This window comes from Streptomyces sp. NPDC004609, from assembly GCF_042873655.1.
Lineage (GTDB): Bacteria > Actinomycetota > Actinomycetes > Streptomycetales > Streptomycetaceae > Streptomyces.
The window spans coordinates 1-25,864 of sequence record NZ_JBIALS010000039.1 but is presented as its reverse complement, the minus strand read 5'-3'; the positions used below and the strand labels follow the sequence as shown (position 1 = coordinate 25,864).

The window sequence follows — 25,864 nt, the reverse complement described above, 5'->3', positions numbered from 1 at the left end:
GCGATGCCGTCCCGGTATTCATGGCGGCACAGCATAGCCCACCGGGCAAAGCCAACATGCTGCCTGGTCGTCACCGACCAGGGCCGGGGCTGCGAAGCCGGACCGGACCACAGGGGCCGGTCCGCCCGGAAATCCGGCGGGTGCCACCTGGAGCGCCGGGCCGCTCCGGCCGAGCGGGACATCCGGGAACTCCGCGAGGATCTCGCTGAAGATCTCGGGGCGTTCCCTGTCCGGGTAGTGGGCAGCGTGTTCGACGACCACCGTCCCGCCGTTCGCCACCTTCCTCACGAGCCGACCGGCCATCCGCGCACGGTCCTCCGACTCCGTACGGCCGTTGACCGTCGGCACCGGGACGGTGATCCCGTGCGGCCGCTTCCGGCTCAGGGGCGCGGCGCCCCATCCGTGTCCCCTCTTCCGCCGTGTGCTCGGCGATGGTGCGCCAGGCCATCTCCCGCAGCCTGTCGACGACTTCGGGAGCCACCTCGGCGAGGGGCGGTGCGGACCCGCCGAGACGACAACCGTCCCACCCAGGCGCCGGTTGATGCGCCGCCCGGGTCCGCGGGGGCGGGCAGCCGCGGACCCGGGCACCGGGCGAGCTCGCGCCGGGTCGCGAGGGGGCTGATGTCAAGCCTGTCGCCAGGTCAGTTGATGGCGTATACATTCATTGCTGTCCACTGATGCGGGGTTGCGCCGCCGGGGAGAGGAGTCGGTGTGGGTGTGTGCTGCGGGCCGGGCCGTGAGCCGGCCGACCTCGTCGCCGCGGGCAGGCCCGTCGTGGACGCCCCGGGCGCGGAGCCGGATGTGGGGTTGGTGCACCTCGAAGGCGGCAGCTTCCGGATGGGGGACGCGTTCGGTGAGGGCTACGCGTCCGACGGCGAGTCCCCGGTGCACACGGTGCTGCTGGACCCGTTCGCCATCGGGGCCACCACGGTCACCAACGCGGAGTTCGCCGCGTTCGTGGCGGAGACGGACTACCGCACGGATGCCGAACGATACGGCTCGTCCGCGGTGTTCCACCTCGCGCTGCGCGCCCGCGCACACGACGTCCTCGGACATGCGGCCGGGGCCTCCTGGTGGCTCAACGTGCAGGGCGCGGACTGGGCGCACCCGGGTGGCAGGCGTTCCCGCTGGGAGGACGTCCCCGACCATCCCGTCGTTCATGTGTCGTGGCACGACGCGGTGTCGTACTGCCGTTGGGCCGGGGCCCGGCTGCCCAGCGAGGCGGAATGGGAGTACGCGGCGCGCGGGGGACGCAGTGGCTCGCGCTACCCGTGGGGGGACGAGCCGACCCCGGACGGAGAGGACCGCTGCAACATCTGGCACGGCACCTTCCCGACCCACAACACCCTGAGGGACGGCTTCCTGACCACGGCCCCCGTGCGGTCCTTCCCGCCGAACGGCTTCGGGCTGTACGAGGTGGCCGGCAACGTGTGGGAGTGGTGCGGGGACTGGTACTCACCGGCGTACTACGCCCATTCTCCGCGGCGCGCGCCGCAGGGCCCGTCCAGTGGCGACACCCGCGTGATCCGTGGCGGCTCCTACCTGTGCCACCGGTCCTACTGCAATCGGTACCGTGTCGCGGCCCGTTCGGCCAATACCCCGGATTCCTCGGTCGGCAACTGCGGCTTTCGCATCGTACGGAACGGGTCCGACCCCCGTACGGAAGACTGAATCCGCCTACGGTGTACGGAAATGTGGAGCCGAAGCCCGTCCCGCAGGGTGGCGACCCGGGACGTCTCAGCCGTCGCGTTCGCGTCCGGACGGACGAAGCCCTGGCCCCGCGGCGGGCGCGGCTCGCCGGCGACCGTGTCCGGAACACGGGAACGCCGGACGGAGTGTCCATGCGCGGGACACCCGGGACCGGTCGCCACACACAGCGGCCCGGAGCGGAAGACGACGGGCGCGGGGCACGGTCGGCCACGGATGCCTCCCGGCCTCCGTGCACCGACGCCTGCCGGACCGGGCGTCCGGGGCCGCGCGTGGCGACCCGCAGCCGGGCGACCGGACGGTCCGTGAACCGCTCGCCCCCTTCCCGGGCGGTTCACCGCTTCCGCCCCACAGACGCCCTCGGCCACTGTCCGACGCAATCCAGCGTCTCCACTCGAAACCCTCTGGAGTGAACCCATGCCCACATCCCGTGGTCCCGCACATTCCCCCAGCTCTGCCGCGCCCGGCCCAGGTCTCTCCCGCCGGGGCCTGGGCGGACTGGTCGCCGCCGGCGCGGTGGCCGCAGCCGCCACGCCGGCAGCCGCCGATACCCGGGCCCCCGACCCGGGCCGGCCCGGCGGACGAGTCCGGCCGAACATCCTGTGGCTGGTCGCCGAAGACCACTACCCCTTCATCGGCGCCTACGGCGACACACTCGCCCGGACCCCCACGCTCGACCAGGTCGCCCGCGAGGGAATCCGGTACGAGCACTCCTACTCCGCCGCCCCTGTCTGCGCACCCTCCCGGTTCGCGCTGCTCACCGGCGTCTATCCGGCCACCGCGGGCCCGGCCCAGCACATGCGGGCCCGGGCCGCGATCCCGGACTTCCTGCACGGCTTCCCCCGGTACCTGCGCGAGGCGGGCTACTACACCACGAACAATGACAAGACCGACTACAACACGCAGGTCGACATGGCCGCCACCTGGGACGAGTCCAGTAAGTCGGCCCACTGGCGGAACAGACCCGCCGACGCACCGTTCTTCGCCGTCTTCAACGACGTCAGCACCCATGAATCCGGGCTCTTCTCGGCCGTCGACGGCCGCACCCGTCCACAGGACGTGACCCTGCCCGACTACCTGCCCGACACCCCGGAGATCCGCAAGGATTTTGCGCATTACTACGACGCCATGGAGACCATGGACTCCCGAGTCGCCTCCCGCCTGGCGGAGTTGGAAGCGGCGGGCCTCGCGGAGAACACCATCGTCTTCTGCTACTCCGACAACGGAGGCGTTCTGCCCCGCTCCAAGCGGTACTGCTACGACGAGGGCCTTCGCACCTCCCTGATCGTCCGCTTCCCCGCCGCGTGGCAACACCTCGCACCGCGCCCGCCCGGCTCGGTCGAAGAGGGCGCCGTCACCTCCGTGGACTACGCGCCGACTGTCCTCGCCCTCGCCGGCGTCGGCATACCCCGGCATGTCCAGGGCAAGCCCTTCCTCGGCGTACACCGTCATCGGCCCGCCCGCTACGCCTTCGGCGGCCGCGACCGCATGGACGAGCGCTACGACATGGTCCGTACCGTCCGCGACGACCGCTACCGCTACCTGCGCAACTACACCCCCCACCGGCCGTGGGGCCAGCACCAGGGATTCGCGTGGCTGGCCCGCGGCTACCAGTCCTGGGAACAGGCCCACATCGACGGCGCCCTCACCGCCGTACAGGACCGCTTCTGGGGGACCAAGCCGGCCGAGGAGCTCTACGACCTGCACACCGACCCCGACGAAGTCCACAACCTCGCCGACGATCCCGCGCACGATGCCACGCGCCGCCGCCTCGGCCGAGCCCTCGACCGGCACCTGATCGACATCCACGACAACGGCTTCATTCCCGAAGGCAGCCCCCTTGAGGGCTGGGAGGCCAGCCGCGCGCCGGGCGCGTACCCGCTGCGCCGTGTCCTCGGCCTGGCCGGCCGGGCGATCACCGGAAGAAGGCGGCATCTTTCCGAGTTCACCGGCCTGTTGGGCCACGAGAACGAGGCCATGCGCTACTGGGCCGCACAGGGCCTGCTCATCCTCGGCCCCGAGGCCGCCCCGGCGGCACGCCGCCTCGCCCGCACCCTCACCGACGACCCGTCACCACAGGTCCGGATCGCGGCGGCGGAGACCCTGATCCACCTTGACCACACCGCCGACCGGGCGGTCGCGTTCCTCGCCGACACCCTGGAACACCACAACGACTCCCGGGTACGCCTCCAGGCACTCAACGCCCTCACCTTCATCCCCCGCGAATCCGCCCGCGCCGTCTACGCGGCGGTACAGAAGGCCGCACTCGACCAGGACGAATACCTCCGTAGCGCCGGCCGCTATCTGAAGTTCGTCCTCGACGGCACCTACACACCCGCAAGCCCCGTCTTCACATGGGGCGGCGGCCGGTAGTCCTCTGTTGGCCGCTCCTGTCGCTTCGGGCGGGCGGCGCGCCCTGCTGCGCCGCCCGCCGCCCGCCGCCCGCCGCCCGCCGCCCGGAGCCCGGCGCCGGCGAGCAGATCGTGCCGAGCGGCGTCCCCGTGGGCTGCGGTCTCGGGGAACGTGGCTTCCAACGCGTCCAGGACGTGCCGCATCTGGGGCCCGCGCTGCGTCGGCGTCGGGCGGTGCGCTTTTCCGCACCCCGTGACTCTTGTCGCATCAGGCGAAGGTTCATTCACTTATCCGGCCGTTGGGCCGGCTTCCCTTCACGCTTCCCCTCGAAGGAGCTCAGCCATGACCGAACCGTGGATCTCCCGCATGCCGCGCCCGTTCGACTGCCCCCCGGGTGGGCTGTGACGCCGTGCTTGCCGGGGTCGCCCGCGCGTATCCGGAGCGGATCGCGCTGCCGCGACGGCGACCTGGCACTGACCTTCGCCTCCCTGGCCGGCAGTGGCGGGCTGCCGATGTTCGGCACCGGGACCGAACTCCGCACCGAAGACGGGGCGAGCACGGTACCGCAGGGCGAGGTCGGCGAGATCTGGGTGCGCGGGCCGCAGATCACCGACGGCCGGCGCACGTGGACGAACGGGTTGCCCCCTACCACCGCGTCCGCGAGGTCCGCTTCCGCCGGAGCTCCCCCTCGGCCCGGCGGGCAAGGCGCTCAGGACAGCACTGTGGGAGCGGCTGACGGGGTTGGACATCATGTGCTAACGCGGATTAACTTTGGGCGTTCGGGGTGCCACTGCCCCGGAGGGCGAAGGGTTGTCGAGCGTGTACGGAACCACGTCGTCCGGGAGCGGGGAGGGCACCGCCGAGCACCCTGGGACCGTCCCCACCGGGCTGGTCGGCTTCCTGAGTCTGGAGCGCCTGGAGCTCGACCTGTTCCGGGGGTGGTGCCATGACGGAGCGCCGCTGCGCGCCTTCGGCGGACAGGTCGCCGCCCAGGCCCTTACGGCCGCCGGGCACACGGTGGCGCGCGAGCGGCCGGTGCACTCCCTGCACGGGTACTTCCTCCGGCCGGGGGACACCCGGCGCCCCGTCGTCTACAGCGTCGAGCGGCTGCGCGACGGCCGCAGCTACACGGCCCGCCGGGTCACCGCGGTCCAGGACGGCGAGGTGATCTTCACGCTCTCGGCGTCGTTCAAGCTGCCCGACGACGAGCCGGACCGCTACCTGGTCATGCCGGACGTGCCCCGGCCCGATGACCTGCCCGACGCCTACCGGTACTGGGCCGAGAACAACCCCGACGAGTACCGGGAGGCCGCCTACGCGCAGGTCATGTCGATGCGCGTGGTCCCGCCGTCCACCGCGGGCAAGGCCGCCGGAGGCGGCCGTGGCCAGAACGAGCAGTACGTGTGGTTCCGGGCGGTCGAGACGCTGCCCGACGACCCGCTGCTGCACGTCTGCGCTCTCGCCTACTGCTCCGACCTGAGCCTCGCGCCGACCTCGGCACTGGACCGGGAGGCGCTCTACCCCCTCCGCGAGGGGCCCTCCCGGCTGGCCATGGCCTCCCTCGACCACGCCATGTGGTTCCACCGCCCGTTCCGCGCCGACGACTGGCTGCTCTTCGCCCAGCGCAGCCCCTCCGCCGGGGACGGCCGAGGCTTCAACCTCGGCGACTTCTGGACCCGCGACGGCACACTGGTCGCCTCCGTCGTCCAGGAGGCGGTGCTCCGCCGACGTGCCCCCGGCCGGCCGTCCTCCGCGGCGGGCGAGCCCGTGTGACCCCGGCGGTCCCGGGCCCGGCTGTCCGACGGGGCGGAGGCGGCCTGGGTACGGGAAGCCCGGGAGCACATCAGTGCGCGGGCCGATGGGGGCATCGGTGATCCTGCCGCCGCAGGCCATGGCGAGCGTGCTGCGGTGGCCGCCGGGATAGCCGACGGGACGCGCCGTGCGGCAGCGCGGCACGTCGGGCAGCAGGGGCGCGGCGTCCGCTCGGCCTCCTCGGCGACTTGGCCGCCGGTGTGGGCGAGCACTTGCCTCCACGGCGTGAGCCGGGTCGCCCGGTCGTGGGCGGGTTCCCCGGGTTGTCACGCTCCTTCGCGTCGTCGTCCGGGGCGAAGGAGGCGGTGAGGGAAGGGCGGGCGCCGCGGTCGACGGAGACCGGGGCGCCGTCCTGCCGGAGGCCGACCCGCGCCCCGGCCGTGGCGGTGGAAGCCGGCGATGGCTTCGACGAAGCCGGACCGGGTGAGGACGTGCGCGTGTGCGCTCCGGCCGGCGGTACGGGACAGCGTGCCGCGCACCATGGCCTGTGCGAGCTCGCCCACCGCCTGCGATCTGCCGAGTGGCTCTCCGTACCGTATCGAGCGGTGGAAGGAACCCGGCGCCGGACTCGGTGCGTGATCCGCAGCATTCTGACCTGGGCACGTTCCCGCCCACCCCTGCCTGAGCGATGACTCGGGCGCGCCGCGCGGCATCTCGGCGGCCGTATACGGGGCCGTGACCGAACGGCCGTGTTCGCGCGCCAGATCTGTGCCCGGGCAACGACCTGTCGGCTCATCACTGTGCAGGTGAACACGTTCGTTCCCGGGCGCCTCGGACTCCCTCGCGACCCATGGACTCCCCCTCCCCGCGATCTCCATAATCCAGAGCCACCCGCCTACCTCAGGCGGGAGGGCCGGCGATTCCCGCGTCACGGTGCAGCTCCGTCGTTCCCACAAGGGCCGGCGCTGCCCTGCGGTGACCCTCACCCCGGACGCTGCGCGGGAGATCTGGCCTTCCCCCAGAGGGGGACGGCCGCGGTCAGCGGCTGTGCCGGGCTCCTGCCACTCGTCGAAAGTGTGCGCTCATGAACGCCTCACCACCATCCGTACCACCTCCTGGCACGCTCGATGTGGACGATCTCACCGTGGTCTACGGGCGGTCGGTCCGCGCCTTGGACGGCGTCTCGCTGCGGGTGCCGGCCGGCGCCATCGTCGCCCTGCTGGGAGCCAACGGGGCGGGCAAGTCGACACTGCTGCGTGCGGTGTCCGGGACCCTGCCGCTGCACTCCGGCACGGTCGGGCGCGGCTCGGTTGTCTTCGACGGCATGCCGCTCACCAACCGGCCGCCGGCCGATGTCGTCGCCGCCGGGGTGGTTCAGGTACCCGAGGGCCGCCGCGTCTTCAGCGCGCTGTCGGTGGAGGAGAACCTGCGGGCGGGCCGGCTCGGCCTCCCCGGGCGGCGCCGCGCCGAGGCCCGGGAGGCCATGGAGCAGGTCTGCACACTCTTCCCGGTGCTGGCCGAGCGCCGGCGCCAGGCGGCAGGACTGCTCTCCGGCGGTGAGCAGCAGATGCTGGCGCTGGGCCGGGCGCTGATGGCCCGTCCACGGCTGCTGCTGCTGGACGAGCCGTCGCTGGGGCTGGCCCCGCAGATGGTCGGGCAGATCGCCGGGATCATCCGGCGGATCCACCAGCAGGGCACCGGCGTGCTGCTGGTCGAGCAGAACGCCGCCCTCGCCATGGAACTCTCCGACACGGCCTATGTCCTGGAAGTCGGCCGGGTGCGGCTGTCCGGCAGCTCCGAGGAGCTGTCGCGGTCCGACGAGATCCGCCGGCTCTACCTCGGCGAGAGCCCGGAAGCCGACGCCGAGGACACCGAGGCGGAGCCCGAGCCGCTCACGGCGGGGCCGCGTGCGCTGAGCCGGTGGGCGGGATGAGCCGTACGACGTCCCCGTCCGCCACGAGTGCGGCAGCCGCCGACCCGCAGGTGCCCACGCTGACGGTCGAGGGGGTGACGGTGCGGTTCGCCGGACTGACCGCGCTCGACCAGGTCGGCTTCGCCGTGGCACCCGGGTCCGTGCATGCCCTGATCGGCCCCAACGGTGCGGGGAAGTCCACCGCCTTCAATGTGCTGTCCGGTGTCTACCGCGCCACCGAGGGCAGCGTGCGGTTCGGCGACGCGGAACTGACCGCGCTGCCGCCGCACAGGATCGCCGCTCTCGGGGTGGCCCGGACCTTCCAGAACATCGTGCTGACAGCGGGCACGGTCACCGACAACCTGATGCTGGGCAGGCACACCCTCACCCGTGCGGGCTTCGCCGCCACCGCCCTGCGGCTGCCGGTCGCCGTCCGCGAGCAGCGGCGCCACCGTGAACGGGTGCGGGACATCGGCGAGTTCACCGGTCTGGGACCCGTACTCGACACCCCGGTCACGCTCCTCTCGTACGGCGACCGCAAGCGGGTCGAGCTGGCCCGGGCCCTGTGCATGGAGCCCAGACTCCTGCTGCTGGACGAGCCGGTGGCGGGCATGAACACGGCCGAGCGCGTCGGCATGGCGCGGACCATCTCCGCGATCAGGGACGCGCTGGGCATCTCGATTCTGATCGTGGAGCACGACATGGGGATGATCATGCGGCTCGCCGACGAGGTGACCGTCCTGGACTTCGGCCGCCGGATCGGCGGCGGCACGCCGGAACAGGTCCAGCAGGACCCCGCCGTGATCCGGGCCTACCTCGGTACCGGCAGCACCGACGAAGCAGACGACGCCGGTGAAACCGACGACGAAGCCGGTGACGCGGGTGTCACCGGTGACACCGCGGCGGACGGCCGGGGCGTGGAGGAGGCCCGGTGAACACCCTGCTGCAGACTCTCTTCAACGGGCTGGCCCTCGGTTCCGTCTACGCGCTGATCGCCCTCGGATTCAGCCTCGTGCACAAAGCCTCGCATGTGGTCAACTTCGCCCACGGCTCCCTTCTGCTGCTCGGCGGGTACCTGGTCACAGTCCTCCACGAGGACCTGGGGTTCGTCGGCGCGGTGGCCGTCGCGGCCGCCGGTACCGCGGCGGCGGCGATGCTGGAGGCGCTGGTGCTGCGCCGGCTGCGTCAGTCGGGGTCGGCCGTGCCGACGATCCTCACCATCGGCGTCGACATCCTGCTGCTCACCGAACTCGCCCGCCGGATCGGCGGCGACGTCCTGCGCTCGGGCGACCCGTGGGGCGCCGAGGTGGTGTCCTTCGCCGGGATCACCGTGCCGCAGACCCGGATCGCCTGCCTGCTGGTGACCCTGGTGCTGGTCGGCGGCTTCTTCGCCGCCTTCCGCTGGTCGCGGTGGGGACTGGCGATGCGCGCGTTGTCCCTCGACGAGGAGGCGGCGGCCCTGATGGGCGTGCGCGGCAGCCGGCTGCGGATGAGCGCCTGGGCGCTCGCCGGGCTGATGGCCACCACCGCCGCGGTGTTCCTGGCCGCCTTCCCCACCCCCGGTCTCGACCGGACCACCGGCCACATCGCGCTCGCGGCCTTCCCCGCGGCCGTACTCGGCGGGCTCGGCTCGGTCGGCGGTGCGCTGCTCGGCAGCCTCGTCGTGGGGATGGCCGAAGCCGCCGCGGTCGGCTACCAGCAGCACCTCGACGTGCTGGGCGGCGGACTCGCCGAGATCGTCCCGTACCTGGTGATGGTCCTGGTCCTGATGGCCAGGCCACAGGGCCTGCTCGGATCCAAGGAGCTCACCCGTGTCTGACACATCGTCGAACCCCGCGGTCGAGGAACACCAGGGGACCGCCCCCCCTGCGGACGGTTCCGCGCCGGAAGCAGGCGCCCGCCGGACCCGCCCGCGGGTCTCCCGAGGGCGGGTGACCGCCGCCGCGGGTCTCCTGCTGCTGGTCCCGCCGTTCTACCTCGACGCGTTCTGGCTGCAGACCGGGCTGTTCGCGATGGCCGCGGTGATCGCCGCCATCGGGCTCAGCCTCCTGACCGGGACGGCGGGCCAGCTCTCCCTGGGCCATGCCTTCTTCCTGGCGGTCGGCGCCTACGGCTACACCTGGTTCGCCGACGGCTCGCACGGAAAGGGGGACCATGCACTCACCGGCCTGGGCCTGCCGCCACTGCTCGCCCTTGTGGCGACTGTGCTGCTGGCCGGGGCCGCCGGAGCGGTCTTCAGCCCCATCTCAGGGCGCCTGCGCAGCATGTACCTGGGCGTGGCGACGCTCGCTCTGGTCTTCATCGGGCAGCACGTGCTGGTCAACGCGACACCGGTCACCGGTGGTTTCAACGGCCGGTCGGTACCGCCGATGGAGATCTTCGGTTTCTCCTTCTCCGGGACCGGCGACGCCCTGACCGTACTCGGCGTCCCCTTCGGCGGACTGGAACGGCTGTGGTACTTCGGTCTGGTCCTGGTGGTGGCCGCCTACCTGGGCGCGCGCAACCTGCTGCGCGGCCGTCCGGGCATGGCCATGGGCGCACTGCGCGACAGCGAGGTCGCCGCCGCGGTGATGGGGATACCCGCCACCCGCTTCCGGGCCGCCGCCTTCACGATCTCCTCCATGTACGCGGGGGCCGGAGGCGCCCTGCTGGCCCTGGCGTACCAGCGCATCGTGCCGGACACCTTCGGACTGACCCTGTCCATGGACTTCCTGGCCATGCTCGTGATCGGCGGCCTCGGCTCGGTCGCCGGCGCAGCCGCAGGAGCGGTCTTCGTCACCGTACTCCCGCAACTGCTCACCCATTACGCGGATCAGCTGCCGCTGGTGGTCGCCCCCGGCTCCGCCGAGCAGGGCCTGGCATCGGTGGACGCGGCCCGTTACCTGTACGGCGCGGCCCTCGTCCTGACCCTGCTCTTCCTCCCCGGTGGCCTGGCCTCCCTCACCCACCGCCGTCCCACCTGGCCCTGGGCCCGGCGGGCGACCGCTGTTCCCCAGCCTTCCGCCGCAGCGACAGCCGGCGGGGACACCCTCAAGGAGCACACCTGATGAACCGCAAGCACCTCCGCGTCACGGCAGCGGTCGGCATCTCGCTGGCACTGGCCCTGACCGGCTGTAGCACCAAGGGCGACTCGTCCTCGGGCTCCGGCGACAGCGGCGGCGTCAAGACCGGCCCAGGCGTCACCGACACCACCATCAAGGTCGGTGTCATCACCGACCTCACCGGCGCGGCGGCCCCGCTCGGCAAGCCCTCCATGCAGGCCGCGAAGATGTACATCGATGAGGTCAACGCAGCGGGCGGCGTGTGCGACCGCAAGGTGGAGCTCGTCGTCCGCGATCACGGCTACGACGTCCAGAAGGCGGTCGCCGCCTACGCGGAGGTCCAGCCCCAGGTCGCCGCGCTCGGCCAGTTGCTCGGCTCCGGCCAGACCGCGGCGCTGCTCGACTCCATCGAGCGCGACAAGCTGCTCACCCTGGTCGGCGGCAACTCCGGCTCCAACCTCGGCCATGAGTACGTCCAGGTGATGAACACCACCTACGACCTCGACATGATCAACGGCGTGGACTGGCTGGTGAAGACCACCGGACTCAAGGCAGGTGACAAGGTCGGCCTGATCAACCAGCCCGGCGAGTTCGGCGAGAACGCCGCCGAGGGCGCGCGCTTCGCGGCGAAGAAGGCCGGACTGGAACTCGTCGCGCAGACCGTCAAGCCCACCGCCACCGACATGACTCCGCAGGTGACCGCCCTCGCGGGGAAGAAGGTCAAGGCCATCGTCTTCGCCGGCACCCCCGGGCAGACCGCCTCGCTGGTCGGCGTCGCCGCCGCCAGCGGCCTGAAGGTGCCGGTGCTCGCCCAGGCGGCCGCCTACGTCCCGCAGCTGCTCGCCACTCCCGCGAAGCCGGCACTGGAGCAGATGCTCTACATCACGGGCGGGCTGCCCGCCCTGAGCAGCGACCTGCCCGGTGTGAAGAAGCTGGTCGCGGACTATCAGAAGAAGTACCCGAAGGAGCAGCTCAACGCCGGTATCCAGGTCGGAACCACCAACGGCGCGGTGCTCATCGAGGCGCTCAAGGCGGCCTGCGCGGCCAAGGACCTCAGCCGCGAGGGCATCGCCAAGGGCCTGCACACCATCAAGAACTTCGACAAGGGCCTGGGCGGCGTCCTGGACTTCTCCGACCCCGCCAAGTCCCCCAACCGCAAGAGCTACGTCCTGCGGCCGGCCGAGAACGTGCCGGGTGGCCTGAAGGCCGTCCAGGACGCCACCGAGGTCCCGGCGGTAGCCGAATACGAGGCGACCAAGGGCTGACGCCCGGAGGGCTCCACAGGCCTCGTGTGGACATCGGCGGCTTCTGGGGGTCGTCGCCGCACGTGGCTGGTTGTTCAGGCCGCGAGCAGTTTGTGCAGGCGCTCGGCTGGGGTCCCCAGCCGAGCGTTTGCGTGGGCGGCCGTTGAGTAGGTGGAGCCGGAGTTGCCGCCGCCTCCGGGCCTGCCCGTCCACCCGCGGCGCCGCTGCCGGAGGAGACCGGCGAGCCGACCCCGGCCGATGCCGCCCGGGTCAAGCTGTTCGGCACCGAGGTGGCGGGCCGGGTGATCGACAAGTGCCTTCAGCCGCACGGAGGTTACGGCTCCATGCTGGAGTACCCGATCGCCCGGCTCTGCGCCGGAACCCGCGTCAACCGCATCCACGGCGGCACCAGCGAGGTCATGAAAACCGTCATCGCCGAGGTACTCGGGTGGCCTGTCGGCCACCCGAGTACGACACCCGGCCCGGCTGCTCCCGCCGAAGAGGTGAGCAGCCGGGCCGGAGGCGTCGTGGGGGCGACGACGGGCCGGCGGCCATCAGCACCCCGGCCCCGGTTCCCAGGCCGTCCACTGGGCGTGCTTCCAACGCAGCCGAGCGCCGGCTGTGCGCGGCGACACGATGCGGGGGCCGACGCCACACGTGGTGTCCAGGGCCTCGACCGGGCTCAGCACGGGCCGCACACTCCGAATCGCAGGTGGCGCGCCTGCGGTACGGCCGCTCGAACCGTCGCCCGGTCGTGCCGGTGCCGTCGCTGAAGGCGACCGACCACGGCAACCGGACCTGCGCCCACTCCGACCAAGGAGCACTCATGCGATTCGCAAGAACGCTCAGCAGAGTAGGCACGGCTTTCGCGGCAGCCCTCGCGCTGCTGCTGCCGGCCTCGCCCGCCGCACACGCCGACACCCGTGACCCCGTGCTGTTCGTCCACGGTCTCGGCGGGGCGTCCTGGAACTGGGACGAGATGATCGATGACTTCGTCGCTGCCGGCTGGTCCCGCGACCGGCTCCACGCGATCTCGTACAACACGGCGCAGTCCAGTGTCGTGACCGCCGCCGAGATCAAGGCCGAGGCCGATGCCCTGCGCGCGAGGACCGGTGCCGCGAAGGTCGACATCGTCAGCCACTCGCTGGGTGCGCTCAACTCCCGGTGGTACATCAAGTTCCTCGGTGGCGCCTCCTACGTCGACGACTGGGTTTCCATCGGCGGTGTCAACTACGGCACCTACGGCGCCCTCACCTGCGTGCTCGACTCCTGCCGCGAGGCCTGGCCGGGCAGCAGCTTCCTGGACCAGCTCAACGGGGGCGATCCGAGCCCCGGCCCGGTGAACTACACCACCATCTGGTCGTGGTGCGACGAGGCGGTCCAGCCGGACAGCTTCGCCACGCTGGAGGGCGCCGTCAACTGGAACGCCGGCTGTGTCGGACACATCGCCCTGATCTTCGAGGGCACCGTGTCCGTCCGCGCCATGCAGGCCGTCCAGTGACGGGCCTCTGAGCCGATCGGCCACCGCGGCCGGACCCCCGGGGAACGGGGGGTCCGGCCGCGGTCGTCCGTGGGCAGCGACGCCGATGACTGCGTGCGGCCCGGGAGGCACGGCGTGGGACTCCCGCGAGGTGGGGTACTGGAGCAGCGGCCCGTCGGCGCCCGCGAGCCGCGGTCGGGCGAGCTGCCCGGCGGGGCGGCAGGCATGACGGAACTGCTGAAGCGCCCGGTGCGGGGCCTGGGCCAAAGACGCGACATCTACCGAAGCAACGGCCCGACCGCATCGGCGGGCCGGGGGAAGGGACTCACGCAGGGGACCGGATCAGGGGGTGACGATGGGGAACCAGAACGGGAAGTCGTCCAGCAGCTCGAACAGGTCGGCCACGAGCGCCTTGTCGCCGTCGATGCGCACCCGGCCCGCCGCTACCTCGGACTCCAGGTCCGAGCCGCCGAAGAGGAGCCGCTGGAAGGCCTCGCGGTCCCAGGCGACCGTGGCGTCGGCGGCCGGAACGTGCTTGTCGGCGGTGTAGAGCAGGGTGCCGTTGCTCAGCCGGACCGCGTAACGTGCCTGGGTGCCGTCGGCCTGCTCGAAGACCCAGTTGAAGCTGCTGCTCCGGCCCCAGGCCCGTGGGCCGTCGAGGCGGATGCCCGCGTAGTCGAGCAGCATGTCCAGGGTCATCGCGCCCAGCATGTCGGGGGTGGCCAGCTTGACGGCGCCCAGGTCGCGTATGCCCTGGCGGAGTTCCAGCGCGCCCACGAGGTACTCGTTGCGCCAGACCGCGCTCTCGGCCTGGTAGCCGAGCTGCTCGAACGCGTCCGCCTGGAGGTGGCGGGCCTCGTCGTTGCCCGGATCGGCGAAGACCAGATGGGTGAGGAGTTCGGCGACCCAGCGGTACTCGCCCGCCGCGAACGCCGTGCGGGCCCTGTCCAGCAGGGCGTCGCTGCCGCCCATCGCCTCGACGTAGCGGGGGGCCGACTGTTCGGGGGGCAGCCGGTGCAGATGTGCGGGGTGGCTGTCGTACCAGCCGAGGTAGCGCTGGTAGACCGCCTTGGCGTTGTGGTTGACCGTGCCGTAGAAGCCGCGGCAGTGCCACTCGTTCTCCAGGGCCGGCGGCAGCTGGATCTGCTCGGCGATCTCGTCCATGGTCTGGCCGTGGTTGGCCAGCCGCAGCGACTGGTCGTGGAGGTACTTGTACATGTCGCGCTGCTGCTCCAGGAAGGTGACCACATCGGCGTTGCCCCAGCGCGGCCAGTGGTGCTGCGCGATGATCACGTCGGTGTCGGCGCCGAAGAGTTCGATGGACTCGTCGAGCTTCTTCCACCAGCTCGCGGCGTCGCGGATCTCCGCCCCGCGCAGGGTGTACAGATTGTGCATGGTGTGCACCGCGTCCTCGGCGGAGCAGAACATCCGCAGACCCGGGAAGTGGATCATGAACTCGGACGGGGCCTCGGTGCCGTTGGCCATCTGGAAGACCATCTCGACACCGTCGACCGTGCGCCGCTCGCCGGTGGTGTGGACGGTGTCGGTCGGCGGGATGAGCGTAAAGGTCCCGCCGCGCGCGGGCGTGGCTGTCAACCCGACGCTGACCTGGCGGCGAGTGCCGCGGCCCAGCACCGTTCCGTACATGTAGACGGCGCGCCGGGTCATGGCGTTGCCGGCGTAGATGTTCTCGGAGACCGCCTCCTTGAGGAAGCCCTCCGGCGCGATCACCGTCACCCGTCCGGCCCTGACCTCCGCCTCGTCGACGATGCCCTTGACGCCGCCGAAGTGGTCGCCGTGGCTGTGGGTGTAGATCACGGCGACCACGGGCCGGTGCGGGCGGTGATCGAAGTACAGGTCGAGGGCGGCCTTCGCCGTCTCGGCGTAGATCAGCGGGTCGATGACGATCAGGCCTCTCTCGCCCTCGATGATCGTCATATTGGCCTGGTCGAAACCGCGGACCTGGTAAACGCGGTCGATCACCTGGTACAGGCCGTGGCAGGCGGCCAGCTTCGCGTGGCGCCACAGGCCGGGGTTGACCGTCGCCGGCGCCTCGTCGGGCCGGAGGAACTCGTAGGCGCTCAGGTCGATCACCGGGTGGCCGTCCGCGCGCCGGATGACCGGCGGGTCGAGCGTGCCGATGAACCCGCGCGCCGCGTCCTCGAAGTCGCGGCGGTCGGAGAAGGGAAGTCGGCCCGCGATCTCGCGGTGGGCCGCCGCCGTGGCCTCCGTGGCGGGCTTGGGTGCGACGGCGGTGCTGGACGTTGGAGCAGGCTTGGGCATGGGACACCTTCAGGACGTACAGGCGCGGATGAGCTCTGCGGGGCAGGGGACGACGGAGGCGTGCGTCGGTCGCAATCCGGCGAGCCGGCCGTCCGAGCCGGCTGTCCGGGAGCTCGTGGGCTCAGATCTCTCTGCCCGGGGCGCGACGACGTCTCGCGTCCGAGCATGCGTGCCTAATAGTGCATCTCATAGAAGCTACCGAACAAGGCCTCTACAGCAAGGGATTTTTGAAGTGAACAGAAAATCTGTTCACATAGTTTTCGACAATGCCCGGCCTGTCCGCCAGTCGCACCGGTGAGTCAGGGTCGGCGCAGGGCCTGGCGACAGGCCGACGGGGCGGCAGCGAACCAGCGGTGGCAGGCCCGGGTGAGAACACTCTGTTCGCTGTAGCCGAGGAGGCCCGAGAGCTGGCTGAGCGGCATGTCGGTGTCGCGCAGATACCGCACGGCCTCGTCCCGCCTGAGCGTGTCGACCATGGCCTCGAACGAGGTCCCCTCCGCGGCCAGGTGCCGTTGCAGGGTCCTCGGATGGACCGAGAGCTGCCCGGCGAGCAGTTCCAGGGTGAGGCCGCCGGTGGGCAGCAGCCGCCGGGCCAGGGTGCAGGCCGCTTCCGCGAGCGTGGCACCGGTCGGCGGGGCGATCGACCGCAGATACTCCCGTACGACGTCGTGGACGGCACCGTCCGAGGGCAGCGGCCGCCGGAGTTCGGACCGCCGGAGCCGGAAGCCGCTGAACGGTTCCGCGAAGCGGACCGTGCAGCCGAAGTAGGCCGCGTAGTCCGCGGCGGGCGCGACGGCGTCGTGGGGCAGGTGGACCGAGACCGGCGTGAAGCCCGCGCCGAGGATCAGCCGGAACATCCGCAGCGACGCACCCAGCGACAGCTCGATCACCTGTTGGTGGGGCGGCAGCCGACTGAGCTCCACTCGGAACTCGAACCGCGCGTACCGGGAACCCGGGCAGGGGTCGATCGTGCCCTTGATCGCCGGACTGTAGACCGCCAGGTACTGGCCGACCGCCCGGAACGCCTCGGCGGCACCCGGGGCGGTCAGCGCCGCCACACCGACCGGACCCAGGATCTCGATGCCCTGACGCAGAGCGAGCCGCCGCCCGAAGTCGCGGGCCCCGGTCGCCTGCGCCGCCGATTCCACGGCGGCGACCAGACTCCGGTAGCGGATGAAGGTGCCGGGGTCGCCCACCGCCTCGCGCGGCACGCCGGCAGCGTCCAGCAGTGGTCCCGGGTCGGTGCCCAGCGTCCGTACGAGCTCCGGATAGCCCTGCAGGGAGGTGCCGCGGATCAGAGACATGTCGCCCAGGGTCAAAAGAACTGTCGTCTGGTGTCAAGTCCGGAGCGGAGCGCCGGGCGCATCATGAAGCACGCCGTGGAGCACTGCTCCGAAGCCGACAAGGGAGAATCACTGTGCCCGCTGCACCGAAGCCGGCCTTCGCGACGACGACCAGCGGGAACCGGCTGCCGATTCCCAGCCTGCCGCAGGGCGAACTGCTGACCCTCAACGTCAACGAGGTGCCGAGTGTCGAGAGCACCCTCGGACCGGGTACCAGCGTGCAGTTGCTCCGCCTCGACCCGGAAGCCGGCCGCTGGGTGGTCATGGTCACCATGGCTCCGGGCGCCGAAGTGCCCATCCACTACCACACCGGCACCGCCGAGGTGTACACCTTGCGGGGCACGTGGATCTACAAGGAGTACCCGGACCAGCCGCAGACCGCGGGCTCGTACCTCTTCGAGCCCGGCGGCTCGGTCCACACGCTCACCGTCCCCGCGGACAGCGCCGAGGACACGGTGATGCTGGTGATGGTCACCGGCGCCAACGTCAACTTCTCCGAGGACGGCCGGTTCCACTCGGTCATCGACGCGGTCAGCCTCCAGTACCTGCTGGGCAGGTTCGCCCAGGACCAGGGCGTCAAGCTGCGCTACATCGGTGCCACCGGCGCCGGCTTCGTGGAGACGGAATAGTCGTGCGGGCCGTCGTAACGCGGTGATCGCCGTGCCGCGGATGCGCGGACGCGGGCCCGATCGTGGCGGCCGGCTTCTCCGCGGAGCGCCGCCGCCCGGCCGCCCACCCGGCGGGCGGCGACTTCGACGTCGCACCGCTGGTCACCCGCACCGTCGGTCTCGACGAGGTGCCGGATGTGTTCGTGAGCCCGTCGGCCTCCCCGGAGGACGCCAAGGTCCTGATCGTCCCGGCACGCTGAGCCGGCGCCGCCCCAGAAGTGAGGACACCGGGAAATGAAGGTCTATCAGGAGGTCGCCGCCGCGTTGCTCGAACACGGGGTGGACACGGTGTTCGGGCTCATGGGTGACGCCAACATGCTGTACCTGTGCGACTACATCGAGCGCACGGGCCGCTTCGTGCCCGTGGTCCACGAGGGCAGCGCGGTGGGCATGGCGGACAGCTGGTCGCGGATGACCGGTCGGGTGGGCGTGGCCTCGGTCACCCACGGACCGGCGGTCTCCAACACCGTCACCTCGCTGATCGAGGCCGTGCGCAGCCGCAGCCGGGTGCTTCTCCTCACCGGGGAGACCCCGCCGGAGCCGACCCACTTCCAGCGGCTGGACCTGGCCGCGGTGGCCGCCATGGCCGGTGCGGGGTACGAGAAGGTGTACAAGCCGACCACCCTGGTGCGCGACCTCAACCGGGCCCTGCAGCGCGTGGTGGCCGAGGACCGCCCCATCCTCCTGGACCTGCCGATCGGCCTGGTCCGCAAGGAAGCGGGCGCGCAGCGGCCCGTGGCCCGCCCTCTGCCGCGCTCCGCGGGCCTGCCCACCGAGGAGGAGTTGGACGGTGCGCTCGGGCTGATCGCCGGTGCCAGGCGGCCGGTGGTCCTCGCCGGGCGGGGTGCGGTCGCATCGGGAGCCCGGGAGGAGCTTGTGGCGCTCGCCGGGCAACTCGCCGCCCCGCTCGCCACCACCGCGCTCGCGAAGGACTGGTTCCGCGACCACCCCGGCAGCCTCGGTATCTTCGGCAACCTCTCGCACAGCGCGGCGACGGCCGCCATCGCCGAGGCCGACTGCGTCATCGCCTTCGGCGCGAGTCTGAACTCCGCCACCAGCTTCCATGGCGAGCTCCTGGGGGACAAGAAGATCGTTCAGGTGGACGCCGACCCCGGCGCGTTCGGCTGGTTCACCCGAGTCGACGAAGCCGTACCCGGCGACGCGAAGGCCGTTGCCGCGGCCATGGGCGATTCGCTGCGCGCGGCCGGCCACTCCCCGCCCCGGGGCTGGCTGGAGAAGGTCCAGCAGCGGCTCCGGGAGCACCGGATCGCCGACGACTTCCAGGACCGGACGGCTGCCGGCACCGTCGATGTGCGGACCGCGATGAGCCGCCTTGACGAGGTCCTGCCCGGCAAGCGCGTCCTGGTCAGCGACATCGGCCGGTTCGTGGTCGGCGTATGGCCCTACCTCCATGTGGCCCACCCCAGGGACTTCGTCTCGATGGGCGGCTTCGGCTCGATCGGCCTCGGGCTGGCCGGAGCCGTCGGCGCCGCGGTCGCACGGCCCGGCGACCTTACCGTCGCCGTCATCGGGGACGGCGGTTTCATGATGAACATGGCCGAGTTCACCACGGCCGTCCGGGAGAAGCTGCCGCTGCTGGTGGTCGTTCTCAACGACGGCGCCTACGGCGCCGAGCACTACAAGCTGATCCACTACGGAGTCGACCCGGACCACTCGCTCAACGCCTGGCCCGAGCTGGTTCCGCTGGCGGAGGCCATGGGGGCCCGCGGCATGACCGTACGGAAGCCGGAGGACCTCGACGCACTCAAGGACGTCGTCACGGAACTCGACGGGCCGTTCCTGGTGGACGTCAAGCTGGACCCGCACGTCAACGTCATGGTGTGAGAGGAGTGGGTGACACGATGTCCGATCTCGTCGTCGACCTGGATGTCCGGGTCTGTGACCTCGGGCCGAGCGGCCATGTCAGCAATGTCGCCTACGTGCGGCTGCTGGACGAGGCCCGCAGCCGGCTGCTCGGGGTCAACCTGCACAGGCCGGGCAGGCACCAGGGAGGCCTCCTCGACGTGCTCGGCGCCCGCGCCCGCCTGGTGATCGGCCAGCACCTCGTCGAGTTCCGGCACGAGGTCTGGTACCCCGTACGGTCCGTCCAGGTCCGGATGTGGATCCCGGTGCTGGGCCGCAGCAGCATGGCCTTGGCCGCCGCCATCCACGAGGACGGCCATGCCGAGCCTGCCGTCGTCGCCGAGTCCAGCGCGGTCCTTGTGGCGCGCGACACCGGGCGCCCCTGGCCGATGGACGAGGCGACCCGCGAGGCCTTCGGCCGGTATCCCGGACCGCGACCCGCCTTCCGCGACCGGGTCGGCGCCGCCGATTCGCCGACCGGCGAGAACGCCGGACAGGCCCTCCGATCACAGGGAGAGACAGACCGGTGAACCCCTCCACCGACTACGCCACCGAGTTCGCCGGCCGGATCGCCCTGGTCACGGGCTCGGCCTCCGGTATCGGCCGCGCTGTGGCCCGTCGCCTCGCAGCGGGCGGCGCCGCCGTGGCCATCGCGGACATCAACGAGACCGGCGCCCAAGCGGTCGCCGATGAATTCCGGGCGGGCGGTACCAAGGCCATCGCGGTCGGGGTCGACGTGACCGATCCGGCATCGGTTCAGCGGGCCGTCCAGGCCACCGTGGACCAGCTCGGCGCCCTGCACCTGGCGGTCAACAACGCCGGCATCGGCGGCCCCGTCGTACCGACGCACCGTTACCCGCAGGACGAGTGGCGGCGCGTCATCGCCACCAACCTCGACGGCGTCTTCTACTCGCTGCAGTACGAGCTGCCCATGATGCTCGCCTCCGGCGGCGGCGCGATCGTCAACATGGGCTCCAGCTGTGCCATCAACGGCTTCGCCGGCGTCGCCGGCTACGCCGCGGCCAAGCACGGCGTCATCGGTCTGACCAAGACCGCGGCGCTGGAGTACGCGGCGCGCGGGGTCCGGATCAACGCGATCGTGCCCGGCTTCATCGAGACTCCTCTGCTGGCCGACGCCACCGATGCGGAGCGCGCGTATCTCGTCGGCCTGCACCCGGCCGGCCGGCTCGGTACCGCTGAGGAGATCGCCGAGATGGCCGCCTTCCTGCTATCCGACCGGGCCTCTTTCGTGAACGGCAGCCACCACCTGGTCGACGGTGCGTACGCCGCGCAGTGATCCGCGACCCGCGCCACGGGATCACCGCGCTGGTGAAGAACCTGGCCGGTGATCGAGTGAACGGCCCGCCGGCCGTGGACCGCATCGGGTCCGCCGGGGCCGGTCAGTCCGTCGGTCCGCAGCCGCCGCACACCCTGCCGCCGGCCTGAGGCTGTACCAGCGTACGTTTTCGGGCGGCCCTTTTTGCCATGGGCCGGGCCCCGCGCGCTGCGGGGCCCGGCGGCAGAGCCGGTCGGCTCAGGCGATGTCGATGACGGTCCGGAGGGCCTCGCCGGTGTGCATCTGGCGGACGGCCTCGTTGATCTCGGTGAGCGGGAAACGGTGAGTGATCACGGCCTTGAGGCCGAGGCGGCCCGCCCGCCACAGGCAGATGACCTCGGTGAAGGCCGCCGGACATCGTGGCCGCCGGAGAACGCGGGCAGGATTCTCCTCTCGTTGACGAAGAGGTCACTCACGCCGATGTCGGTCATTGCGGTGCGGGAACCCGTACCGACCAGGATCACAGAGCCGCCGAGACGCGTCGCGTCGTAGGCGGCGCGCAGGGTGCCGGGCCGGCCGACCGCCTCGAAGGAGTCATCGAAGCCGCCGGCGACGCGCGGCCGCGTCCGTCCACCGCCGGGGGCCGCGCCCGGGCGAACAGCGTCCACTCGTCGGCCCGGAACGCGAGGCGATGCGTCGTCCTCTCGCCCGCCCGGAGCCAGATCACCAGCGCCCAATCCTGCATCTCATAGTTGAGAGCTAACAAGGCCTTGACAGTAGGCGGAAAGCTCAACAAACTAAAAATCCATTCACATGAATCTCCACTTGGAGGCAGCGATGGGCCGTCGAGTCCTTGTCGCCGGCGTCGGGATGATCCCGTTCGCCAAACCGGGCAAGAGCGACACGTACAACGTCATGGGTGAGCGCGCGATCCGCGCCGCGGTCGAGGACGCCGGGATCTCCTACGCCCTCGTCCAGCAGGCCTACGCCGGCTATGTCTACGGCGACTCGACCAGTGGCCAGGCCGCGCTCTACAGCGTCGGCATCACCGGCATTCCGGTCGTCAACGTCAACAACAACTGCGCCACCGGCTCCACCGCCCTCTGGCTGGCCAAGCAGGCCGTCGAGGCGGGCATCGTCGAGTGCGCCATCGCCGTCGGCTTCGAGCAGATGCGGCCGGGCGCCCTGGTCAAGCACTGGGTCGGCGACCGTCCGAGCCCCACCACCCGCTTCGACGCCGTCCTGGACGAGCTGCACGGCATCGACGAGTCGCTGCCGCGCGCCGCGCAGCTGTTCGGCGGCGCGGGCATCGAATACGTCGAGAAGTACGGAGCCGATCCCGCGTTCTTCGCCAAGATCGCCGTCAAGTCCCGTACCCACGCGGCGAACAACCCGTACTCGGTGTTCCGCACCCCCATCACCGAGCAGGAAGTCCTCGACTCCCCGCACATCTTCGGCCCGGTCACCCGCCTCCAGGCCTGCCCGCCCACCTGCGGCGCCGGCGCGGCGATCCTGTGCTCCGAGGAGTTCGCCCGGCGGCACGGCCTGAACCCCGAAGTAGCCATCAAGGCCCAGGCGTTCGTCTCGGACACCGAGGAGTCGTTCGAGCCCAAGAGCATGATCGAGCTGGTGGGCGCCGGCATGACCCGCCGCGCCTCCCGGCAGGTCTACGAGGCCGCGGGCGTCGACCCGAAGGACATCAGGGTCGTCGAGCTGCACGACTGCTTCACCGTCAACGAGGCCCTCACCTACGAGGCCCTCGCCCTGTGCGAAGAGGGCGGTGCGGAGAAGTTCGTCGCCGACGGGCAGAACACCTACGGCGGTCAGGTCGTCGTCGGCCCCTCCGGCGGTCTGATGTCCAAGGGCCACCCGCTGGGCGCCACCGGTCTGGCCCAGTGCACCGAGCTGGTGTGGCAGTTGCGCGGCAAGTCCGACGCCCGGCAGGTCGAGGGTGTGAACCTCGCCCTGCAGCACAACCTCGGACTCGGTGGCGTCGGCGTCGTCACCCTCTACGAAAAGCTCTCCTGACCCGGCGTCGGAAAGTACCACCCCCTCTCGTATGGAAAGTGAGTATCTGATGGGACAGCTGGATGGCCGCGTCGCGGTGATCACGGGTGCGGGCGGCGGTCTGGGCCGTGAGCACGCACTGCTCTTCGCCGCCGAGGGCGCCAAGGTCGTCGTCAACGACGTGGCGGGCGCCAAGGACGTCGTCGAGGAGATCGTCGCGGCCGGCGGCGAGGCCGTCGCCGTCGAGGGCAGCGTCGCGGACCTGGCCGTCGGCGAGCAGCTGACCGCCGCCGCGGTGGAGTCCTTCGGCGACCTGCACGTGGTCGTGAACAACGCCGGTGTGATCCGCGACGCGATGCTGGTCAACATGACCGAGGAGCACTTCGACCTGGTCGTCGCCGTACACCTCAAGGGCGCCTTCTCGGTGACCCGGGCGGCGGCCCGCTACTGGCGCGAGCAGTCCAAGAACGGCGCCACCACCGACCGCGCCGTCATCCAGACCTCCTCCGGCTCGGGCCTGCACGGCAACATCGGTCAGTGGAACTACTCGGCCGTCAAGGCGGGACTCGCCATCCAGGTCGTCAACGCCTCGCGCGAGCTCGGCCGTTACGGAGTACGCGCCAACGCCATCGCCCCCGTCGGCCGCACCGAGCCGGTCAAGGCCACACCGGGCATCGGCGCCGCGGTCGCCGCCCCGCAGGACGAGAGCGCCTTCGACCGCTACCACCCCAAGCACGTCTCCCCGCTCGTGGCCTACCTGTCCACCGCGGGCTGCCCCTTCACCGGCCAGGCGTTCTCGGTCCACGGCGGCCACGTCGGCCTGTACGGCGGCTACTCGCTGGGCCACGCCATCGACTCCGCGGACCACCAGTGGAGCGTCGCCGAGCTCGCCGGGATCATGGGCGCCGAGGACTTCCCGAAGTCGGTCGAGATCACCCGCCGGCGCATCGTCCCGCAGGGCGGTGCCCAGTGAGCCACGCGTACGAGTTCCCGCTCGACTCCAGCAAGATCCGCGAGTTCGCCCGCGCGGTGAAGTCCGAGAACGAGGCGCACTTCGGCCCCAAGCCGGTCATCCCACCGACCATGCTCACCAGCGCGCGGCTGATCTGGGAGGACCCGGAGCGGACGATCACCAAACTGACCGGCTTCGACCGCAGCCGCATCCTGCACGGTGAGGAGGAGTACGTCTTCCACGGCCCGCTGCCGGGCGCCGGGCAGGTGCTCACCTGCGAGACCCGGATCACCGACCGGTTCGAGAAGCCGGGCAAACGCGGCGGCGTGATGAAGTTCGCCAAGCTGGTCACCGAGTTCCGGGACGAGAACGGCACGCTGGTCGCCGAGCAGAACAGCACCATCGTCGAGACCGCCCGACCGCCGAAGGCCGAGGAGAAGCAGGCATGAGCACCGTCACCCCGCTGACCCTGGCCGTCGGCCAAGAGGCCGAGCCGCGCGCTTTCGCGCCGATGACCCGCACCGACTACGTCAAGTACCAGGGCGCCTCGGGTGACTTCCACCCGCTGCACCACGACGAGGTGTACGCGCAGTCGGTCGGCTTCCCGAGCGTCTTCTCGGTCGGCATGCTCCAGGCCGGCATGCTCGCCACCTACGTCACCGACTGGATCGGTGTCGAGCAGATCCGCCGGTTCAAGGTCCGCTTCGTCGATCAGATGTGGCCCGGCGACGAACTCACCTGCTCCGCCAGGGTGGCCGCGATCACCGACGAGCCCGGCGGCGGCAAGCGCGTGAAGCTGGAGCTGAAGGCGCTGCGCCAGACCGGAAACCCGGCCCTGCTCGGCACCGCCGAGTTCGTGCTGGACGAGGGTGCCCTCGCGGCCTGACGGCGCCCCGCCCCACTCCCCGGCCGACCGGATCCACCCCCTGCCGACCGGGGCGCCCAACCCGCTGTACGAACCGGGGCTTGCCCCGTTGGCCCGCCGACGCCGTCGGGCAGCACTCGGAGGATGTTGTGTATCTGACTCAGGCCCTGCACCGGGCGCTTCAGCAGTTCCCCGACGGTCCGATGACGGTGTGTGGCGACCGGGTCCGCACCACGCGGGAGGTGGCCGACCGGGTTGCCCGTCTGGCCGGTGCCTTCCGGGGTCTGGGCCTGAAGGCCGGGGACCGGGTGGGGATCCTGGCGTTGAACTCCGACCGCCACCACGAGTTCTTCTTCGCCTCCTGGTGGGCGGGCGGCGTCGCCCACCCGATCAACACCCGGTGGTCGTCGGCCGAGATCGCCTACGCCGTCGCCGACTCCGGCACCGGGATTCTGCTCCTCGACGACCGCTTCGCGGACCTCGGACCGGAGCTGTACGAGCGCTGTCCCGGTCTGCGGACGCTGGTTTACTGCGGTGACGGTCCCGTGCCCGAGGGCATGGTGGGTTACGAGGATCTGGTGGCCGCCGCCGAGCCGGTGCCGGACGTCCGTCGCGGCGGCGACGAGGTGGGGCTGCTGCTGTACACCGGCGGCACCACCGGCCTGCCCAAGGGCGTCATGGCCACCCACCGCAGCCTGATGACGTCGACGTTCGGCTCGATGCTCACCAACCGCTCGGTCCGGCCCGGGAGCGTCACCCTGGTGACCGCGCCGCTGTTCCACATCGCCGCGTTCTGCAGTTGGTACAACCAGAGCGTGGTGGGTGGCACGCTGGTTTTCCTTCCGGTTTTCTCGGCGGAGGGTTTCCTTGATGCGGTGGAGCGGCATCGGGTGACGACGTGCATTCTGGTGCCTGTCATGGTCCAGATGGTGTGTGAGCATCCGGAGTTCGGTTCGTACGATGTGAGTGGTCTGGAGACCATTACCTATGGTGGTGCGGGCAGTCCGGAGAGTCTTCTGCGTGAGGCGATGAAGGCTTTTCCGCGGGCCCGTTTCACTCAGGGTTACGGTCTGACGGAGACGGGTGTGCTCACCATGCTGGTTCATGAGGATCATGTGC

Annotated in this window: 22 protein-coding genes and 1 pseudogene; 20 read left to right on the top strand and 3 right to left on the bottom strand. The window is 71.1% G+C overall.

Going from position 1 to position 25,864, the window contains the following annotated elements:
• Nucleotides 1-711 precede the first annotated feature (711 nt).
• The 10 genes and pseudogenes from ACFYT4_RS29905 (at nt 712) to ACFYT4_RS29860 (ending at nt 13,509) form a co-directional block, all read left to right on the top strand.
• Nucleotides 712-1,671, top strand: a complete 960-nt coding sequence (locus tag ACFYT4_RS29905) for a formylglycine-generating enzyme family protein (RefSeq protein ID WP_389275801.1) — start codon at nt 712-714, stop codon at nt 1,669-1,671.
• 453 nt (nt 1,672-2,124) lie between these two features.
• Complete coding sequence (locus ACFYT4_RS29900) at nt 2,125-4,080, top strand: sulfatase-like hydrolase/transferase (RefSeq protein WP_389275798.1); 1,956 nt, start codon at nt 2,125-2,127, stop codon at nt 4,078-4,080.
• Between the two features lie 798 nt (nt 4,081-4,878).
• Nucleotides 4,879-5,832 (top strand): acyl-CoA thioesterase, encoded by a 954-nt coding sequence (locus ACFYT4_RS29895; RefSeq protein WP_389275796.1) that lies wholly within the window; start codon nt 4,879-4,881, stop codon nt 5,830-5,832.
• 1,063 nt (nt 5,833-6,895) lie between these two features.
• On the top strand, nt 6,896-7,744 hold the full coding sequence (locus ACFYT4_RS29890; protein WP_389275793.1) for an ABC transporter ATP-binding protein: 849 nt from the start codon (nt 6,896-6,898) through the stop codon (nt 7,742-7,744).
• Nucleotides 7,741-8,658: an ABC transporter ATP-binding protein gene (locus ACFYT4_RS29885; protein ID WP_389275790.1), complete on the top strand. Its 918-nt coding sequence runs from the start codon at nt 7,741-7,743 to the stop codon at nt 8,656-8,658. Before ACFYT4_RS29890 ends, ACFYT4_RS29885 begins: the two co-directional genes overlap by 4 nt.
• Nucleotides 8,655-9,542, top strand: coding sequence for a branched-chain amino acid ABC transporter permease (locus ACFYT4_RS29880; protein WP_389275787.1), 888 nt, complete (start codon nt 8,655-8,657; stop codon nt 9,540-9,542). Before ACFYT4_RS29885 ends, ACFYT4_RS29880 begins: the two co-directional genes overlap by 4 nt.
• Entirely contained in the window at nt 9,535-10,770 is a 1,236-nt protein-coding gene (locus ACFYT4_RS29875) for a branched-chain amino acid ABC transporter permease (RefSeq protein WP_389275784.1), read from the top strand. Before ACFYT4_RS29880 ends, ACFYT4_RS29875 begins: the two co-directional genes overlap by 8 nt.
• Nucleotides 10,770-12,029, top strand: coding sequence for an ABC transporter substrate-binding protein (locus tag ACFYT4_RS29870; protein WP_389275781.1), 1,260 nt, complete (start codon nt 10,770-10,772; stop codon nt 12,027-12,029). The genes ACFYT4_RS29875 and ACFYT4_RS29870 overlap by 1 nt, the downstream gene beginning before the upstream one ends.
• A gap of 212 nt (nt 12,030-12,241) precedes the next feature.
• Nucleotides 12,242-12,457: pseudogene (locus ACFYT4_RS29865) on the top strand (acyl-CoA dehydrogenase family protein); the annotation flags it as partial.
• Between the two features lie 377 nt (nt 12,458-12,834).
• Entirely contained in the window at nt 12,835-13,509 is a 675-nt protein-coding gene (locus ACFYT4_RS29860) for an esterase/lipase family protein (protein ID WP_389275778.1), read from the top strand.
• A gap of 321 nt (nt 13,510-13,830) precedes the next feature.
• On the opposite strand, the gene ACFYT4_RS29855 is transcribed toward ACFYT4_RS29860, so the two are convergent.
• On the bottom strand, nt 13,831-15,771 hold the full coding sequence (locus ACFYT4_RS29855) for an alkyl/aryl-sulfatase (RefSeq protein ID WP_389275775.1): 1,941 nt from the start codon (nt 15,769-15,771) through the stop codon (nt 13,831-13,833).
• Nucleotides 15,772-16,070: 299 nt separating this feature from the next.
• Entirely contained in the window at nt 16,071-17,075 is a 1,005-nt protein-coding gene (locus ACFYT4_RS29850; RefSeq protein ID WP_389275772.1) for an AraC family transcriptional regulator, read from the bottom strand.
• 113 nt (nt 17,076-17,188) lie between these two features.
• Between ACFYT4_RS29850 and ACFYT4_RS29845 the strand changes: the two genes are divergently transcribed.
• The 5 genes from ACFYT4_RS29845 (at nt 17,189) to ACFYT4_RS29825 (ending at nt 20,942) form a co-directional block, all read left to right on the top strand.
• Nucleotides 17,189-17,743 (top strand): 2,4'-dihydroxyacetophenone dioxygenase family protein, encoded by a 555-nt coding sequence (locus tag ACFYT4_RS29845; RefSeq protein ID WP_389275769.1) that lies wholly within the window; start codon nt 17,189-17,191, stop codon nt 17,741-17,743.
• A gap of 62 nt (nt 17,744-17,805) precedes the next feature.
• Nucleotides 17,806-17,982, top strand: coding sequence for a hypothetical protein (locus tag ACFYT4_RS29840; RefSeq protein WP_389275766.1), 177 nt, complete (start codon nt 17,806-17,808; stop codon nt 17,980-17,982).
• A gap of 34 nt (nt 17,983-18,016) precedes the next feature.
• Nucleotides 18,017-19,627 carry a thiamine pyrophosphate-binding protein gene (locus ACFYT4_RS29835; RefSeq protein WP_389275763.1) on the top strand — a complete coding sequence of 537 codons (1,611 nt, stop codon included), beginning with the start codon at nt 18,017-18,019 and terminating at the stop codon, nt 19,625-19,627.
• Between the two features lie 17 nt (nt 19,628-19,644).
• Nucleotides 19,645-20,175, top strand: a complete 531-nt coding sequence (locus ACFYT4_RS29830; protein ID WP_389275760.1) for an acyl-CoA thioesterase — start codon at nt 19,645-19,647, stop codon at nt 20,173-20,175.
• On the top strand, nt 20,172-20,942 hold the full coding sequence (locus tag ACFYT4_RS29825) for an SDR family NAD(P)-dependent oxidoreductase (RefSeq protein ID WP_389275757.1): 771 nt from the start codon (nt 20,172-20,174) through the stop codon (nt 20,940-20,942). Before ACFYT4_RS29830 ends, ACFYT4_RS29825 begins: the two co-directional genes overlap by 4 nt.
• 329 nt (nt 20,943-21,271) lie before the next feature.
• On the opposite strand, the gene ACFYT4_RS29820 is transcribed toward ACFYT4_RS29825, so the two are convergent.
• Nucleotides 21,272-21,589, bottom strand: a complete 318-nt coding sequence (locus ACFYT4_RS29820; RefSeq protein ID WP_389275754.1) for a zinc-binding dehydrogenase — start codon at nt 21,587-21,589, stop codon at nt 21,272-21,274.
• A 145-nt stretch (nt 21,590-21,734) separates the two neighbouring features.
• On the opposite strand from ACFYT4_RS29820, the gene ACFYT4_RS29815 reads away from it, so the two are divergent.
• The 5 genes from ACFYT4_RS29815 to ACFYT4_RS29795 all read left to right on the top strand — a co-directional run.
• Nucleotides 21,735-22,949: a lipid-transfer protein gene (locus tag ACFYT4_RS29815; protein WP_389275751.1), complete on the top strand. Its 1,215-nt coding sequence runs from the start codon at nt 21,735-21,737 to the stop codon at nt 22,947-22,949.
• Between the two features lie 49 nt (nt 22,950-22,998).
• On the top strand, nt 22,999-23,901 hold the full coding sequence (locus tag ACFYT4_RS29810; protein ID WP_389275748.1) for an SDR family NAD(P)-dependent oxidoreductase: 903 nt from the start codon (nt 22,999-23,001) through the stop codon (nt 23,899-23,901).
• On the top strand, nt 23,898-24,329 hold the full coding sequence (locus ACFYT4_RS29805) for a MaoC family dehydratase N-terminal domain-containing protein (RefSeq protein WP_389275746.1): 432 nt from the start codon (nt 23,898-23,900) through the stop codon (nt 24,327-24,329). The genes ACFYT4_RS29810 and ACFYT4_RS29805 overlap by 4 nt, the downstream gene beginning before the upstream one ends.
• Complete coding sequence (locus ACFYT4_RS29800) at nt 24,326-24,766, top strand: MaoC/PaaZ C-terminal domain-containing protein (RefSeq protein WP_389275744.1); 441 nt, start codon at nt 24,326-24,328, stop codon at nt 24,764-24,766. The genes ACFYT4_RS29805 and ACFYT4_RS29800 overlap by 4 nt, the downstream gene beginning before the upstream one ends.
• A gap of 80 nt (nt 24,767-24,846) precedes the next feature.
• A partial coding sequence (locus ACFYT4_RS29795; protein WP_389275742.1) for an AMP-binding protein occupies nt 24,847-25,864 on the top strand: 1,018 nt, incomplete at its 3' end.